This is a genomic window from Melittangium boletus DSM 14713 (genome assembly GCF_002305855.1).
GTDB lineage: Bacteria > Myxococcota > Myxococcia > Myxococcales > Myxococcaceae > Cystobacter > Cystobacter boletus.
This window is the reverse complement of sequence record NZ_CP022163.1, coordinates 147,399-163,194: the sequence shown is the minus strand read 5'-3', so window position 1 is coordinate 163,194 and position 15,796 is coordinate 147,399. Positions and strand designations below refer to the sequence as shown.

12 protein-coding genes are annotated in these 15,796 nt (G+C 67.6%); 6 read left to right on the top strand and 6 right to left on the bottom strand.

All coding sequences use genetic code 11. The features are described from left to right. Position 1: 1 nt before the first annotated feature. From MEBOL_RS00695 to metF, 5 genes are all read right to left on the bottom strand, one after another. Complete coding sequence (locus MEBOL_RS00695; RefSeq protein WP_095975612.1) at positions 2-2,170, bottom strand: TonB-dependent receptor; 2,169 nt, start codon at positions 2,168-2,170, stop codon at positions 2-4. Positions 2,171-2,242: 72 nt separating this feature from the next. After that, positions 2,243-2,647, bottom strand: a complete 405-nt coding sequence (locus MEBOL_RS00690) for a hypothetical protein (protein WP_095975611.1) — start codon at positions 2,645-2,647, stop codon at positions 2,243-2,245. Between the two features lie 44 nt (positions 2,648-2,691). Then, positions 2,692-3,582 (bottom strand): alpha/beta fold hydrolase, encoded by an 891-nt coding sequence (locus MEBOL_RS00685; protein WP_095975610.1) that lies wholly within the window; start codon positions 3,580-3,582, stop codon positions 2,692-2,694. A 105-nt stretch (positions 3,583-3,687) separates the two neighbouring features. After that, entirely contained in the window at positions 3,688-4,116 is a 429-nt protein-coding gene (locus MEBOL_RS00680; RefSeq protein WP_095975609.1) for a hypothetical protein, read from the bottom strand. Beyond that, positions 4,113-4,985, bottom strand: coding sequence for a methylenetetrahydrofolate reductase [NAD(P)H] (gene metF / locus MEBOL_RS00675; RefSeq protein ID WP_095975608.1), 873 nt, complete (start codon positions 4,983-4,985; stop codon positions 4,113-4,115). Before metF ends, MEBOL_RS00680 begins: the two co-directional genes overlap by 4 nt. A gap of 108 nt (positions 4,986-5,093) precedes the next feature. Between metF and gcvT the strand changes: the two genes are divergently transcribed. From gcvT to leuS, 6 genes are all read left to right on the top strand, one after another. Then, the gene (gcvT, locus tag MEBOL_RS00670) at positions 5,094-6,176 is read left to right on the top strand and encodes a glycine cleavage system aminomethyltransferase GcvT (RefSeq protein ID WP_095975607.1); all 1,083 of its coding nucleotides are present in this window, start codon (positions 5,094-5,096) and stop codon (positions 6,174-6,176) included. A gap of 12 nt (positions 6,177-6,188) precedes the next feature. Further along, a complete protein-coding gene (gcvH, locus tag MEBOL_RS00665; RefSeq protein WP_095975606.1) occupies positions 6,189-6,581 on the top strand; it encodes a glycine cleavage system protein GcvH in 393 nt (130 codons plus the stop codon). A gap of 88 nt (positions 6,582-6,669) precedes the next feature. After that, on the top strand, positions 6,670-9,576 hold the full coding sequence (gene gcvP / locus MEBOL_RS00660) for an aminomethyl-transferring glycine dehydrogenase (RefSeq protein WP_095975605.1): 2,907 nt from the start codon (positions 6,670-6,672) through the stop codon (positions 9,574-9,576). Between the two features lie 99 nt (positions 9,577-9,675). Beyond that, a complete protein-coding gene (locus tag MEBOL_RS00655) occupies positions 9,676-11,370 on the top strand; it encodes a hypothetical protein (RefSeq protein ID WP_095975604.1) in 1,695 nt (564 codons plus the stop codon). A 155-nt stretch (positions 11,371-11,525) separates the two neighbouring features. Beyond that, positions 11,526-12,062 (top strand): hypothetical protein, encoded by a 537-nt coding sequence (locus tag MEBOL_RS00650; protein WP_157774688.1) that lies wholly within the window; start codon positions 11,526-11,528, stop codon positions 12,060-12,062. A 59-nt stretch (positions 12,063-12,121) separates the two neighbouring features. Beyond that, complete coding sequence (leuS, locus tag MEBOL_RS00645) at positions 12,122-14,611, top strand: leucine--tRNA ligase (protein ID WP_095975602.1); 2,490 nt, start codon at positions 12,122-12,124, stop codon at positions 14,609-14,611. Between the two features lie 84 nt (positions 14,612-14,695). On the opposite strand, the gene MEBOL_RS00640 is transcribed toward leuS, so the two are convergent. Next, positions 14,696-15,784: a Gfo/Idh/MocA family protein gene (locus MEBOL_RS00640; protein WP_095975601.1), complete on the bottom strand. Its 1,089-nt coding sequence runs from the start codon at positions 15,782-15,784 to the stop codon at positions 14,696-14,698. Positions 15,785-15,796 lie beyond the last annotated feature (12 nt).

Below are 15,796 nucleotides of genomic sequence, written 5' to 3'. Positions count from 1 at the left end.
CCTAGAAGAAGAGGCTCACGGTGGCCTGGGCGTTGAACGGCGCGCCCGGGGTGAAGTGGATGTCCTCACACCCCTCGAAGGCGCCGGGGTCGCCCGCGGGCCGGGTGCCGGCGGGGCAGCTCGCCGGGCCCGTCTCTCCGGGCAGCCGCGAGACGTTGGCGAACTGGGCCTCGCGCCACTGGGTGTTGAGCAGGTTCTGGATGCCCACGTTCACCTCGTAGAAGGAGCCCCGGTAGCCCAGGGTCGCGTCCACGCGGGTGAAGCCCTCGGCGGTGAGCTCCCGATCCTCGGTGGCGGGGCGATCCCCCAGGTGCAGCACGCCCAGCCGTCCGTAGACGCCGCTCGGGTGCCGCGCGGACACACCGCCGGACAGGATGAGCGTGGGGGCCAGCGCCACCGCGTCTCCGTTGCCCGCGTTGCCCACGTAGGTGGCGCGCGTGAAGGTGGCGTCCGCGTCGGCGAAGAGCCACGGGAGGATGCGCAGCCGCGCCTCGGCCTCCACTCCCTGACGGCGGGTCGGGCCACGCGCCTCGGTGGAGCCCTCGTCACCTACCCAGACGAGCTCGCTGTCCAGGTCGAGCCGGAACACCGCGCCCGCCAGATCCAGCCGATCGAACAGCCGGGTGCGCGCGCCCACCTCGTAGCCGCGGCCCCGCGTCAGCGGCGTCACCGGATCCGGCTGGAGCACCACGCCGCGCGCGTCGTTGGAGTGGAAGCCATCGCCGAAGTTGGCGTACAGCTCGGTGGTGGACAGGGGCGAGAACACGAGGCTCGCCTTGGGGGACACCCGCGTGGCCTGCCGCGTGCCCGAGCTCTGGGTGTCCGGCGAGCCCAGCTCCTCCAGGCGATCATCCACGTAGAAGCCGAAGGAGTCCGCGCGCAGGCCCAGCACGGCGCGCAGCCAGGGCGTGAAGGTGATGTCCTCCTGGGCGTACACGCCGATGCTGGCCTCCTTCACGCCCGCGTCCACGACGTTCTCCAGCCGCTTGCGCGCCTTGTCGTAGCGCAGGCCGTTGTCGATGCTGTCGCTGCGCAACTGCGAGCCGAACGTGGTGTCGAAGGTGATGCCGCCCGCCTGGCGCCGGAAGCGGTAGCTGGCGTTGAAGCCGAGCACCGAGCGCCGGTCATCCTGCTCGATCATGTCCCCGTTCACCGGATCCCGGCTGTAGAAGGTGAAGTTCGAGTAGAGGTTGAGCCGGTACTGGAGCGCGTAGGCCAGGACATTCACCTCGCCGCCATCGGCGGTGAGCGTGCGCCAGGTGGCGTAGGCGCTGTGGCGCTGCGAGTTGCCACCCTCGTTGGGATCGATCGTGCCGAAGCGATCCAACCGGCCCGCGAGCACTTCCCGCAGGGGAATCTGCCCGCTCGCCGTCCATCCGCTCGCGTACGAGGTGAGCGCCACGGACAGGGTGGAGTTCGGGGTGAGCTCCCGCGTGACCTTGGTGAAGAGGCTGTAGCGCTGCAGGCGCTCGGGATTGAGGAAGGGGCCGTGGGTGCCGTACACCTGCGCGGCCACCACGGGATCCCACCCCTCCACGTCCGGGGAGGCGATGAACAGTCCACGCCAGGTGTTGAACGAGCCGCCGCCGAGCGTCACCTGGCTCGTTTCGAAGTCGCGGCGGGTGACGAGATTCACCGCGCCCGCGGTGGCGAAATCTCCGTCCTGGGCGAAGTAGGGGCCCTTGCGCACCTCCACGCGCTCGATGAGCTCGGGGATGACCCAGTTGAGGTCCGCGTAGCCCTGCCCGTGCGCATGGCTCACCATGTTGACGGGGATGCCGTCCACCATGAGGGACACGTCCGTGCCGTGGTCCGCGTCGAAGCCGCGCAGGAAGTACTGGTTGGCCTTGCCGCCGCCCGCGTGCTGGACGACGTAGAAGCCGGGAACGACCTGGAGGATGTCCGCCGGGCGAGGGTGCGGACGCAAGAGGAAGTCCTGGTCGCGCACGGTGGCGGAGGAGGCCGCCGTGAAGGGCCGCTTCGCCGACACCGTCGTCTCCATGCGCGAGGGCTGCTCGGGTGTCGAGACCGTGACGGGCTCGGAAGGCGAGAGGACGGGGGCGGCGGGGGCGTCGGAAGAAGGGCTGTCGTCGGGGGATTGCGCGAGCGCGGGAGACGCGGACGCGAGGGTGGCGATCACGGCCAGGGAGGCCGCGTGAGGAGACAACATGGAAGGAACTACCTCGATGCGAAGAAAGGGAAACGAAGGGAAACGAACCGGTGGGGGAACGCCGGTGTCGCCCTACGGGGCCTGGGGCATCGCGGTGGGACGGAGGGGCCTGCCCTGCCGGGGACGCTCCCTCCCGAAGGAGGGCGTGGGCAGGGAGACCCAGAAGACCTGGGGAACGGGCGGGGCGTGTGAGGGAACCGCCCAGGCCTGGAGGTGCTCGACACTGCCGGCGCCGTGCGAATGGCCGGTGGGCGTGTCCTCGTCGTGTGAGTGGGGGGCGCTCTCGTCGTGGGGATGACCCACGGGGGGCGGCGATGGCGAGTGAGAGACCCAGGGGGCGGCGGCGGAGCGGGAGGCCGCGGGCTGGACGCGCCCATGCCCATAGACGGCGTGGAGGACCGGCGCGAACGCCAGGCCATACACGGCCACCCACAGGCCGAGCCAGGCCAGATCGCGACGGTCCTCCCTCCTCAACACAACGGCGTGCTCCTCATCCGGGACCAGTCAGGCCCCGGGACAGCTCAGGTGTTGCGCATGAAGTCGCGGATGAACTGGCTGACTTCCTTGGGCTTCTCGAGCACCACCCAGTGCGTGGCGTCCGGCAGCCGGTGGAAGGTGATCTGAGGCGCGTACTTCTCGAGCCCCTGCTGTCCGTCCTTCAGCAGGTAGGTGTCCTGCTCCCCGTGGATGAAGAGCACGGGCTTGTTCACCACGTAGTTCTCGGGCTTCACTCCCTCCATCAGGTTGCTGCCGCCCGGATTGCCCTGGCTGTCCGGCGGTCCGATCTTCGCGGCCCGGTAGTAGTTGAGTCCGCCGGTGATGCAGCCTGGCTGCTTCCAGGCGCTGATCCACTCGGCCATGTCCTCTTCGGTCAGGATGGCGCCATGGGCCCGGGAGTCGTTGAGGACGGCCTGCTTGGGCCAGGCGTAGTCATCGCCGGTGATCTGCGCCTCGGCCTGCGACGAGCGGAAGACGTGCATGTACTGGGCGGCCAGCTGCTGGCGGGGGTTCTCGCGCAGCTCCCGGTCGAACAGGAGGGGGTGGGTGATGTTGATGGTGGTGAAGCGGGTCACCAGCTCGGGGTGGCGCAGCACGAAGCTCCAGCCCACCAGCGCGCCCCAGTCCTGGGAGACGATGTTCGTCTTGGGAATCTTCAGGTGCTCCAGCAGGGCGCGCAGATCCTCCACGAGGTGCTTGATGTGGTAGGCCTCGACCTCCTTGGGCTTGGAGGTCAGGTTGTAGCCGCGCATATCCGGGGCGATGACGAAGTAGTCCTTGCCCAGGTCCTGCATGAGCTTCTTCCAGGCGCCCCAGTACTCGGGAAAGCCGTGGATGAAGAGGATGGGCTCCCCCGCGCCATGCGTCACGTAATGCATGCGGATGCCGTTGATGTCCGCGTAGTGATGTTCCATGGACCACTCTCCTCGTCGGATGAATGCGGGGCGGACAATAGGCCGCCCGGGTCCCCGAGAGAAAGAGCGCTGTGGGCCCACCGGCATGGGCCCCGTCAGGGTGTGTCAGGTGAAGTGCTTACGCACCGCCGGATCATTGAGCACGATCAGCAGCCAGGCCCCCACGGGGATGCCCATGCAGCACCCGGGGGTGAAGGGGACCATCGCCGTCAGGCAGCCCATGATCACGAACCCCTTCCTCCTCAGATAGAGGGCGTTCACCGCGCCCCAGATGGTCAGCCCCCGGGCGAGGACCGCGCCCACGGCCGCGAAGGAGTACGAGTTCAGGTCCGCCAGGCGGGGGCGGTTGGCCGGGTCGACTCCCGGGGGAAGGGGGAAGATCTGAAGATCCAGACCCACGGCCACCAGCATGCCGGCCACGAAGATCAGATCCACGATGCCCAGGCACAGCAGCAGGAACGCCGCGGGGCGCACGCGGCGCAGCGTGGGCATGCGCGGATCGTTCAGGGGAACATTGAGCCCAGGACCACTCATGTCCGCGCCCTCAAGGCGCTCACGATCATCCGCGTGGCCGGTGACTTGTTGAGTGTGTAGAAGTGGATACCCGGCACGCCCCGCGCGAGCAGCTCCATGCACTGCACCGTGGCATGGGCCACGCCGAGCTGGACCAGGGCCTCGGGTTGATCCTTGAGGCGCTCGAGCTGGAGCGTCAAGCGCATGGGCACCGTCGCGCCGCACATGCGGGTGAAGCGTTGAATCTGCTCGTAATTGGTGATGGGCATGATTCCGGGGACGATGGGCACGTTGATGCCGGCGCGGCGTGCCCGCTCCACGAAGTCGAAGTAGAAGGCGTTGTCGAAGAAGAGCTGGGTGATGACGAAGTCCAGGCCCGCGTCCACCTTGGCCTTCAAGTGGCGCAGGTCCTCGTCTCGCGAGCCCATCTCCACGTGGCCCTCCGGGTAGCCCGCTCCGCCCAGGCCGAAATTGAAATCCTCATCCCGGATGAAGCGCACCAGCTCGGAGGCATGACGCAGGCCGCCGTCCTCGGGAGCCACCAGCGGCGCGCCCTGGGGCACGTCACCGCGGAGCGCCAGCACGTTGTCGATCCTCGCCTCCTGCAACCGGCGCAGCAGGTCGCGCAGCTCGTCGCGCGTGTGGCCCAGGCACGTGAGGTGCGCCATCGTCTCGATGCCCGTGTCGCGCTTGATGCGCGTGACGAGATCCACGGTCCTGTCGCGCGTGCTCCCGCCCGCGCCGTAGGTGACGGACACGAAACCGGGCTCCAGCGGTGCCAGCTCCTCGAGGGTCTGGAACAGGTTGGCGGTGCCCGCGTCGGTCTTGGGGGGGAAGAATTCGAAAGAGAAACAGGGGTCGGACGGATTCAAACGATTCCGGATCTTCATGTCGCCAACAGTCTAGAACGTCTCCGGAGACTTCCCGAGAGCCTTGATTGCGAGAGGTGCGCGGCTATAGTCCGCGCCGTTTCGACCCCCCCTCCAGGAGATAAGAACATGGCCCGGCGTACGCCGCTCAATGCCGCCCACCGCGGGCTGGGAGCCCGGATGGTGGACTTCGCCGGCTGGGATATGCCGGTGCAATACACTTCCGTCATCGGCGAACACGAGGCCGTGCGCAACGCCGTGGGCTTGTTCGACGTGTCGCACATGGGGGAGATCGAGTTCTCCGGCCCGGGTGCTCTCGAGGCGGCCAACAAGCTCATCACCAATGACCTCGCCCGGTGCGCGGATGGGCAGGCCCTCTATGCCGGGCTGCTCAACGACGAGGGAGGCTTCGTGGACGACGTGGTCGCCTACCGGTTCTCGCCCGAGCGCATCCTCATCGTCGTCAACGCGTCCAACAAGGACAAGGACCTCGCCTGGATGCTCTCGCGCGCCGAGGGCGTCAAGCCCGTGGACCGCAGCGATGACTACGCGCAGATCGCCGTCCAGGGTCCCAAGGCCGTGGCGCTCGTCCAGCGGCTTACCCCGGTGGACCTGACCCCGGTGGGCACCTACCGCTTCACCGAGGGCTCCGTCGCCGGCGTCCCCTGCATCATCTCGCGCACGGGCTACACGGGCGAGGATGGCTTCGAGCTGTACTGCGCCCCGGGCGACGCGGAGAAGCTGTGGAATGCCCTCCTGCGAGAGGGTGAGCGGGATGGCGTGAAGCCCTGCGGCCTGGGCGCCCGCGACAGCCTGCGCACGGAGATGAAGTACGCCCTCTACGGCAACGACATCGACGAGACGCACACCGCCCTGGAGGCGGGGCTCGGGTGGATCTGCAAGCTGGACAAGGCGGGCGGCTTCATCGGCCGCGACGCCCTGGTGAAGCAGAAGGCCGAGGGCGTGAAGCGCAAGCTCGTGGGCTTTCAGGTGACGGGCTCGGGGATCGCCCGGCACGGCTACCCCCTGCTCAAGGATGGCCAGCGCGTGGGCGAGGTGACGAGCGGCACCCAGGGCCCCTCGGTGAAGAAGCCCATTGGTTTTGGCTACGTGCCCGTGGAACTGGCCGCCGAGGGGGCGACGTTCGACGTGGAGATCCGTGGCCGTGCGGTCCCCGCCGTGGTGGTGAAGACCCCTTTCTGGAAGAAATGAGGAGCTGAGAACATGGCTGACAACATCCCCGAGAACCTCAAGTACACGAAGGAGCACGAGTGGGCCCGCCAGGAGGGCAAGGTCCTGGTCGTGGGCATCACCGAGCATGCCCAGCGGCAACTGGGCGATGTGGTCTACGTGGAACTGCCCAAGGTGGGAGCTGTCCTCGACGCCGAGAGCCCCTTCGGCACCGTCGAGTCCGTCAAGGCCGTCTCGGAGCTCTTCATGCCCGTCTCGGGCAAGGTGGTGAAGGTCAACGAGGAGCTGACGGAGTCCCCCGAACTCGTCAACGAGGACCCGTATGGAGATGGCTGGCTCATCCAGGTCGAGCCCTCGGACAGCAAGCAGGTGGCCGGCCTGTTGGATGCCGCCGCCTACACCAAGTACTTGAAGGAAGAGGAGTAGGGCTCGCTGGATTCCGGGTTGAAACCGAAGGGTTTCGTTGTTCTTCACCGCCTCGGCGTTTCATCCGCACCGCGAGTGCTCGATACCTATGTCCTTGAACTGGAAATACCAGGAGTCGTTCGCTGACCGGCACATCGGTCCGGACTCGAAGGAAGTGCAGGGGATGCTCAAGACCCTGGGCGTGGGCTCGCTCGACGAGCTCATCGACCAGACGGTCCCTCCCTCCATCCGCTCGAAGGAGCCCTTGAAGATGACGGGCGCCTGGAGCGAGTACGACGCGCTCTCCGCGCTGGAGTCCATCGCGTCGAAGAACCAGCTCTTCCGCTCGTTCATCGGCATGGGCTACCACGACACCCAGACGCCGCTCGTCATCCTGCGCAACATCCTGCAGAACCCGGGCTGGTACACCCAGTACACGCCCTACCAGGCGGAGATCGCCCAGGGGCGGCTGGAGGCGCTGCTCAACTTCCAGACCCTGGTGATGGACCTCACGGGCATGGAGGTGGCCAATGCTTCCCTGCTCGACGAGGGCACCGCCGCGGCCGAGGCCATGGCGCTCGCGCTCGCCCTGTACAAGGGCGAGGACGGCACGGGCGCCTTCTTCGTGTCCGACACGTGCCACCCGCAGACGCTGGACGTGGTGCGCACCCGCGCCAGGCCGCTGGGCGTGGACGTGGTGGTGGGGGATCACCGCACGGTGGACCTGGGCGCGAAGAAGTTCTTCGGCGGGATCGTGCAGTACCCGGCCACCGATGGTCTCGTGCATGACTACCGCGCCTTTGGCGAGAAGCTGCACGCGGCCGGTGGGCTCTTCATCGTCGCCACGGATCTGCTGGCGCTCACGCTGCTCACCCCTCCGGGCGAGTTCGGCGCGGACGTGGCGGTGGGCAGTGCCCAGCGCTTCGGCGTGCCCATGGGCTACGGCGGCCCGCACGCCGCCTTCTTCGCCACGAAGAACGCCCACACCCGCGTGATGCCGGGCCGCATCATCGGCGTGTCCGAGGACGCCCAGGGACAGCGTGCCCTGCGCATGGCGCTGCAGACGCGCGAGCAGCACATCCGCCGCGAGAAGGCCACGAGCAACATCTGCACCGCGCAGGTGCTGCTGGCCATCATGGCGGGCATGTACGCCGTGTACCACGGCCCCAAGGGGCTCAAGTCCATCGCCGAGCGCGTGCATGGGCTCACGGTGTTGCTCTCGCGCGGGCTCGCGAAGCTCGGCTATGGCCCCACCCACGAGCACGTGTTCGACACGCTGCGCGTGGAGACCACGCCGCCCAACGTGCGCGTCATCCTCTCGGCCGCCGAGGCCAAGGGCATGAACTTCCGCCGCATCGACGAGCGGAGCATCGGCTTGAGCCTGGACGAGGCCACGCGCCCCTCGGACGTGGAGGCCATCCTCTCCGTGTTCGCGGGCGTGAAGGCGGCCGGCGTCACGCCGGACCTGGAGGAGTTGGGCAAGGAGCTTCATAGCCCCCTGCCCGCGAGCTTCCAGCGCACGAGCGCGTACCTCACGCACCCCGTCTTCAACAGCCACCACTCCGAGACGGAGATGCTGCGCTACATCCGCCGGCTCGAGTCGCGCGACCTGTCGCTCACGCACTCGATGATTCCGCTCGGCTCGTGCACCATGAAGCTCAACGCCACGGCGGAGATGGTGCCGGTGACGTGGCCCCAGTTCGGCAAGCTGCACCCGTTCGCTCCCCGGTCCCAGGCCGCGGGCTACCAGATCCTGTTCGAGCAACTGGAGCGGATGCTGGCGGCGGTGACGGGCTTCGCGGGCGTGTCCCTCCAGCCCAACGCGGGCAGCCAGGGTGAACTCGCGGGTCTGCTCGTGGTGCGCGCCTACCAGCACTACATGGGGCAGGGCCACCGCGACGTGTGCCTCATTCCCTCCTCGGCGCACGGCACCAACCCGGCCTCGGCGGTGATGGCGGGCTACAAGGTCGTCGTCGTCAAGTGCGATGAGAACGGCAACATCGACGTGCCCGACCTGCGCGCCAAGGCCGAGGAGCACCAGGTGAACCTCGCCGCCCTCATGGTGACCTACCCGTCCACGCACGGCGTGTTCGAGGAGGACATCAAGGAGATCTGCGCCATCGTCCACGAGCGCGGTGGCCAGGTGTACATGGACGGGGCGAACCTCAACGCCCAGGTGGGGCTGACGAAGCCCGCGGAGATTGGCGCGGACGTCTGCCACATCAACCTGCACAAGACGTTCTGCATCCCGCACGGCGGTGGCGGCCCCGGCATGGGCCCCATCTGCGTGGCGAGCCACCTGACGCGCTTCCTGCCGGGCCATCCCGTCATCGCCACGGGCGGCAACGAGAGCATTGGCGCCATCTCCGCGGCGCCCTGGGGCAGCGCGAGCATCCTCGTCATCTCGTGGATGTACATCGCGATGATGGGCGGGGAGGGACTCACCCGGGCCACGCGCACGGCCATCCTCAACGCCAACTACATCGCCGAGCGGCTGCAGCCGCACTACCCGGTGCTCTACCGGGGCAAGCGTGGCCGCGTGGCGCACGAGTGCATCGTGGACCTGCGCCCCTTGAAGAAGACGTCGGGCGTCGAGGTGGAGGACGTGGCCAAGCGGCTCATGGACTACGGCTTCCACGCGCCCACGGTGTCCTTCCCGGTGGCGGGGACGCTGATGATCGAGCCCACGGAGAGCGAGTCCCAGGCGGAACTCGATCGGCTGTGCGACGCGCTCATCGCCATCCGAGGGGAGATCCGCGAGATCGAGGAGGGCCAGGCGCCCAAGGACAACAACGTGCTCAAGAACGCGCCGCACACGGCGCGGGTCATCACCGCGCCCGAGTGGAACCGTCCCTACTCGCGGGAGAAGGCGGCCTTCCCGGCGCCCTGGGTGAAGGACTCCAAGTTCTGGCCGTCCGTGGGACGCCTCAACAACGTCCTGGGGGATCGCAAGCTCGTGTGCTCGTGCCCGCCCATCGAGGACTACCTGCCCCCCGAGCCTTCCAAAGCGGCGTAGTCTCCTTCCGCTCCCTCTCTCCGGAGGCCCGGCCGCGCTCTTCTTTCAGGGAGAGCGGGGAAACGGGCCTCACGGGGATTGGTGAGGAAGGAGGGCTCGATGATGCGTTGCGGTTGGCGGCGGACGGTGGCGATGAGCCTCGCGGTGCTGCTGGTGCAGGGATGCGCGACCGCGCCGCGGGTGGGTGACGGCCGTTTCTCCTCGCCGGGCAACGTGTCTTTTCCTGGCGAGGCCGCCTTCGTTTCCACCCAGTGGAGTACCTCTTCCGCCGAGGATGAATGGAGGGCGGAAGCCGGAACTCGACGAGCCGAGGTGGAATGGGCTCTGGCGCGGATGTGGACCGTTGCCCAGGGTGAGGAGCGTGTGGGCGCGGTACTGGAGTTCACCTTCTGGGTGGAGCGCGGGGCTTTCACGCTGCTGTCTTATCGCCGGAGGGCCACCGGAAGAGAGGCAAGCCAGGCGGCGCGGGCGGAGGTTTTTCCCCAGGGGCTGCGAGGGTTGCTCACTGCGCTTTCCGAGGGGCGCGCGGGGGCCCTGACCTTAAGCCTGCACCGAGAGCCCAGCCGCTGGTGGGTGGACTCCGGGTCGGCCTCCATGAAGGAACCCCTGGAGGCGAGGCGCTGGCCCTCGCGGCGTACCGGAGACCCGGACGGGACGCTCCTGGCCGTGCGGGCCATGGCGAATCGGATGGTGCGACTGCTCCAGGTGCCAGCGGATTCCTCGGCGCGCATGACGGTGGATGCCGCGCTGGATGATGACCGGCTCATCGGCTGGGAGCCAAGGCTCTACCAAGCCAGGTCAGGTGGCCCGGTCCGCTCCGCGGACGCCCAGGCGGCCGAGGTTCTCGCCCTGGCCGTATTGCCCTTCACTCGCGGACTGGGGCCACGCACCGTGCGGCTGGTGCTGTCTGGGATGCACGAAGGCGGGAGTGCATCTCCTCACTGGAGGGTGGATGAAGCGGAGACGTTGAGGCCAGCGCCCCCGGATGAGGCCGTGGAGGATGTGTTGCGTGAGTACCGCCTGATGCACGCGGACATCTTCCACCGCTATCGCGAGGAGATGGTGGACTCTGTGATGCTGGCGGGTGCCTTCACCTTGGAACAGGTGACCTTGTGTGTCATCGGAGGACTGGTGGGCAAGGGGCTGCATGTCGCCTTCGAGGCGGTGGCGCCCACGGTGATGAGGGGAGTGACTCGGGGAGGGCGCGCGGGGGCACACTGGCTGCGCACGCAACTCGTCCGGGCGGGTCGCGAAGACCAGGAACTGTTGCGGAGGCTCTTTGTGAAGGTGGAAACGGAAGGATTCGAATCCCTCTCCGTTGCCGAGCGCGACGAACTCACCCGGCTTCTTCGGCGCATGGAGCAGTCGCTCACCGTCAAACTGGGCCGTGATGCCAAGAACGCGCTTCGGGTCAGGGCGCGTAAGAGTTTCTATGAACTCTTTCCCGAATTGGGTGAAGTGCTGAGAGACGCCGATGGAATACCCTACGACATCCATCATCTCATTCCCTTGGAGCATGCCCATCTGTTTCCGGAATTGGATATCAATGCCGCAGCCAACCTCAAGGCCTTGGGTAAGCCTGTTCATGAGGCGGTCAACAAGGTGTGGAACGTCTTTCGCCAAGAGAGTGGTGGCGCGGCCAGTCCCGAGCAGGTGACGCAGATGGCGGCCATCGTCGATCAGCACTTTGCTCGTTGGTACAATCAGGTCTACGAGCCGCGCCAGTCGGAATATCTGCTCCAAAAGGCCATGACGACCGCCTTGGATGATGCTCGCTTGCTCATGGGAAAGTAAGAGAAAAGACAAGCATGAGAAATGACATTCAATTGCTTGGGCTCGATCGATTGCTCGCGGCTTGCGAGAAGTATCCCGTTCGCGCCACATCGCGAAATCCCTGGGACGGTGCGCCTGCCGCGGGCGCATTGCTCCTGGGTCGACCCTTCGACCCGATGCTGGCCGCTTTCTACTCCCGCCTGGGTGGACTTCGTCTTCACCTCGATCTCTACATCAACGCCTGTGACGCGCAGTTGAATGGCATCCTCAAGGCAAATGAGGAGGTTCAACCCTATTGGCCCGAGCCGTTCCGGTCCTTTCTTGTCTTTGGGGGACAGGAGGCATTGGCCTACCGCTACGCCACGGTTCCTGGCCTGGCGGACGCGCGGGGCTTCCAACCTGTTGTCGAGGTGGACCCCTACGAGGACATCTACGCGCTGCCTATCGCCTCGAATGTGGATCGCTTCCTTGACGCCTACGCCCGCTACCTGACGCTCATCCACGAAACGCCCGGGTTCCGGGACGACCCAGATGCTCGTCCCTCCTTTCCCCGCGGAGTACCGGAACTCATCGCCGAGGACCGAAAGCTGGTGGGCATGCTGGTGGATGGACGCTTTGATTCCATCATGTTCTTGCCCGGTGGAATCCAGACCCAGGAGACGCGCGAATATCTCCGGGAGTGGGTGGCGAAGCTCCGGGCCGCGAGCAGGTGAGCTGGGCCGGATGCCCATGTCCCCGGGGGGAGGGCCGTTTCGCGTGCTAGAACGGCCCCATGTCCACCAAGCCTCCCCCGTATGATCCCGCGACGCTCGAGCCCAAGTGGCAGGCCCACTGGGAAAGAGAGCGGACGTTCGAAGCACGGCGGCATCCCGGCCGCCCCAAGGCGTACGTGCTCGATATGTTCCCCTATCCCTCCGGCTCGGGGCTCCACGTGGGCCACCCCGAGGGGTACACCGCCACGGACATCACCTGCCGCTACTTGCGCATGCGCGGCGTGGACGTGCTTCACCCCATGGGCTGGGACGCCTTCGGTCTTCCCGCCGAACAGCACGCCATCGCCACGGGCACGCACCCGGCGCAGACCACCGCGAAGAACATCGCCACCTTCAAGCGGCAACTCAAGTCGCTCGGCTTCTCCTACGACTGGTCCCGGGAACTCTCCACCACGGACGAGGCCTATGTCCGCTGGACGCAGTGGATCTTCCTCAAGCTGTTCGAGCGCGGACTCGCCTATCAGGCCGAGCTGCCGGTGAACTGGTGCCCGGCGCTCGGCACCGTGCTCGCCAACGAGGAGGTCATCGACGGCAAGAGCGAGCGCGGGAGCCACCCGGTGGTGCGCCTGCCGCTGCGCCAGTGGACGCTGAAGATCACCGCCTACGCGGACCCGCTGGTGAAGGGACTCGAGGGTCTGGACTGGCCCGAGACGAAGGAGAAGCAGGTCCACTGGATTGGCCGCAGCGAGGGCGCCGAGGTGGACTTCGCCCTCGAGGGCCGCGACGAGAAGCTGCGCATCTTCACCACGCGGCCGGACACGCTGTTCGGTGCGACGTACATGGTCATCGCCCCCGAGCACCCGCTGCTCGAGGCCATCACCACCCCGGCGCAGCGCGCGAAGGTGCTCGCCTACCGCGACTCGGTGGTGAGCAAGAGCGACCTGGACCGCACCGGACTCGCGCGCACGAAGACGGGCGAGTTCACCGGCGCCCACGCGCTCCATCCGTTGACGGGGAAGACAATCCCCATCTGGGTGGCGGACTTCGTGCTCGGCTCCTACGGAACGGGCGCCATCATGAGCGTGCCGGCGCATGACCAGCGCGACTTCGAGTTCGCCCGGACCTTCGGCCTGCCCGTGGTGGAGGTGGTGTCCCCGGATGGCCAGCTGCACGACACCTCCACGTGGACCGAGGCCTTTACCCAGGAGGGCATCGCGGTCCGCTCGGAGTTCCTCGATGGCAAGAGCACGGCGGACGCCAAGGCCGCCATGCTCTCGCGCCTGGAGCGCGATGCCCTGGGCGAGCGCCGGGTGCAGTACCGCCTGCGTGATTGGGTGTTCTCCCGTCAGCGCTACTGGGGCGAGCCCATCCCCATCTACTTCCCGGTGGACCTGGCGCCCGGGAGCACGGATCCGCGCAAGGATCCGCACACGGTGCGCTTCGATCGGCCCATCGCCGTGGACGAGAAGGACCTGCCCCTGCGCTTGCCGGACCTGGAGGACTTCCGTCCGTCGGACGATCCCGCGGGTCCGCTCTCGCGCGCCCTGGACTGGCGCTTCTTCCAGAAGGACGGCCAGTGGTACGCGCGGGAGACCAACACCATGCCGCAGTGGGCCGGCTCCTGCTGGTACTACCTGCGCTTCCTCGATCCGAAGAACACCGAGGCCCCGTTCTCCCAGCAAGCCTATGACGCGTGGATGCCGGTGGACCTGTACGTGGGCGGCGCCGAGCACGCGGTGCTGCACCTGCTCTATGCCCGCTTCTGGCACAAGGTGCTCTTCGACTGCGGCGTGGTGTCCCACCCCGAGCCGTTCCAGAAGCTCGTCCACCAGGGGATGATCCTCGGGGAGGACGGCGGGAAGATGGCCAAGTCCCGTGGCAACGTGGTCAATCCGGACGACGTCGTCTCGGAGCACGGCGCGGATGCCTTGCGCGTCTATGAGATGTTCATGGGTCCGCTCGAGGCGGTGAAGCCCTGGCAGACCCGGGGCGTCATCGGCGTGCGGCGCTTCCTCGATCGCGCTTGGAGCACCCTGGCCCTCGCGAAAGAGCATGCGGGGGGGAAGGGAAGCGGGCCGCTCGATGACGAGACGCTGCGCCTGCTCCACAAGACGGTGAAGAAGGTGGGCGAGGACATCGAGGCGCTTCGCTTCAACACGGCGGTGAGCGCCCTGATGATCCTCTCCAACCGTTTGGCGGAAGTCCCCCACGTGCCCCTGGACGCGGCGCGGACGTTCACACTGCTGCTCGCGCCCTTCGCGCCGCACCTGGCCGAGGAGTTGTGGGAGCGGCTGGGGGGGGAGAAGAGCCTGGCCCACGAGCCCTGGCCGACGTTCGATCCCGCCCTCACGGTGGACGATGAAGTCGAGATGGGCGTGCAGGTCAATGGCAAGCTGCGCAGCCGCGTGAAGCTGCGCCGGGATGCCACGGAAGCGGACGTGCGCGCGGCCATCGCGAACGATCCGGCCGTGCTCAGCCATACCCAGGGAAAGACGGAGAAGAAGTTCGTCTATATCCCGGGCCGCATCATCAACCTGGTCGTGGCCTGACCTCGAGTGTGGTAGCCGTCCCAGGGAGGGCGGGCCGCGCGGAACCACTGTCCGCGCGGCCTGTTGTCCGGCACGAGGCGGGCGTCAGAGCCGCTGGCGCTGGCCCGTGCGAGCCGCTTCGCGAATGGCCTCGATCATCCGGTGGCGCACCACGGCGTCGTCGAAGCTCGGGACGGAGGTCGGGTCCTCGGCGAACTGGGCGTAGGCCTGGGCCACGTTGAAGGCGCTTCCCTCGGGAGCCCCGGGGGCCGCGACGTAACGCTCGGGGAGGGTGAGCGGACCGAACTTCTCCTTCCCGTTTCCTCCCGAGAGCGTGGGCGCTGCCATCTGGAGATGGCCACTGCCTCCGGTGAGGACGAGGTCTCCCTCGGTGCCATTGATTTCCCACAGCAGGTTCGTGCCGCGCGACACGCCGCCCCGGTAATGGATGGAGGCGACCGCCCCGCTGGTGAGCACCCCGGACACGGCGACCTGATCCGGCGCGGTCTGGGGGCGTGTCTCGTTCGTTCCCGCCAGCCGCACCACCGAGCGGCGGGTGGCCAGCGTCGCGCTCACTTCCTGGAACTCACCCAGGCTCCAGCAGAGCGCGTCGACCGTGTGTCCGAAGGGAATGGTGAGAAGCGTGGCGCCGTTGCGCTCGTCGAGCAGGTAGGTGTTGAAGCCGTCGATGGTGTCTCCCCATGCGCCTCCCGTCGCCACGAGGCTCGTGGACAACACCTCGCCCACGAAGCCGCTGGCGATGAGGTCGCGGACATACCGCACGGCCGGGGCGGCACGGGCCTGGAGACCCACGATCGCCCGGACGCCGCGCGCACGCGCGAGCGCCGCCAGCTCCTCGGCTTCGGCGAGCCCATTTCCGAGCGGCCACTCGCAATAGACGTCCTTGCCCGCGTGGAGCGCCGCCGTCACCAGCTCGCGATGCGTGGGGACCTTGACGGAGACGACGACCAGGTCGACCTCCGGCCGCGCCACGAGCTCGGCGGCGTTGTCGAACGCCAGGGGGACGCCGAACTGGCGCGAGGCGGCCTCCGCGGACTCCCGCCGGCTGGTGCTCAACGCTCGGAGTTCGTAGGTGGGTAGGGCGCGCAGCGCGGGGATGTGCGCGGACGCCGCCCATCCGCGATCCGGGCTCGCGCCGATGATGCCAACACCGATTCGTCCTGTCTTCGCCATGGTCCTTCGCCT

What these genes read in the sequence shown, in the direction of transcription:
- MEBOL_RS00695 (WP_095975612.1), bottom strand. Translation starts at nt 2,170, where the DNA reads ATGTTGTCTCCTCACGCGGCCTCCCTGGCCGTGATCGCCACCCTCGCG.
- MEBOL_RS00685 (WP_095975610.1), bottom strand. Translation starts at nt 3,582, where the DNA reads ATGGAACATCACTACGCGGACATCAACGGCATCCGCATGCATTACGTG.
- MEBOL_RS00680 (WP_095975609.1), bottom strand. Translation starts at nt 4,116, where the DNA reads ATGAGTGGTCCTGGGCTCAATGTTCCCCTGAACGATCCGCGCATGCCC.
- metF (WP_095975608.1), bottom strand. Translation starts at nt 4,985, where the DNA reads ATGAAGATCCGGAATCGTTTGAATCCGTCCGACCCCTGTTTCTCTTTC.
- gcvT (WP_095975607.1), top strand. Translation starts at nt 5,094, where the DNA reads ATGGCCCGGCGTACGCCGCTCAATGCCGCCCACCGCGGGCTGGGAGCC.
- gcvH (WP_095975606.1), top strand. Translation starts at nt 6,189, where the DNA reads ATGGCTGACAACATCCCCGAGAACCTCAAGTACACGAAGGAGCACGAG.
- gcvP (WP_095975605.1), top strand. Translation starts at nt 6,670, where the DNA reads ATGTCCTTGAACTGGAAATACCAGGAGTCGTTCGCTGACCGGCACATC.
- MEBOL_RS00655 (WP_095975604.1), top strand. Translation starts at nt 9,676, where the DNA reads ATGATGCGTTGCGGTTGGCGGCGGACGGTGGCGATGAGCCTCGCGGTG.
- MEBOL_RS00650 (WP_157774688.1), top strand. Translation starts at nt 11,526, where the DNA reads ATGCTGGCCGCTTTCTACTCCCGCCTGGGTGGACTTCGTCTTCACCTC.
- leuS (WP_095975602.1), top strand. Translation starts at nt 12,122, where the DNA reads ATGTCCACCAAGCCTCCCCCGTATGATCCCGCGACGCTCGAGCCCAAG.
- MEBOL_RS00640 (WP_095975601.1), bottom strand. Translation starts at nt 15,784, where the DNA reads ATGGCGAAGACAGGACGAATCGGTGTTGGCATCATCGGCGCGAGCCCG.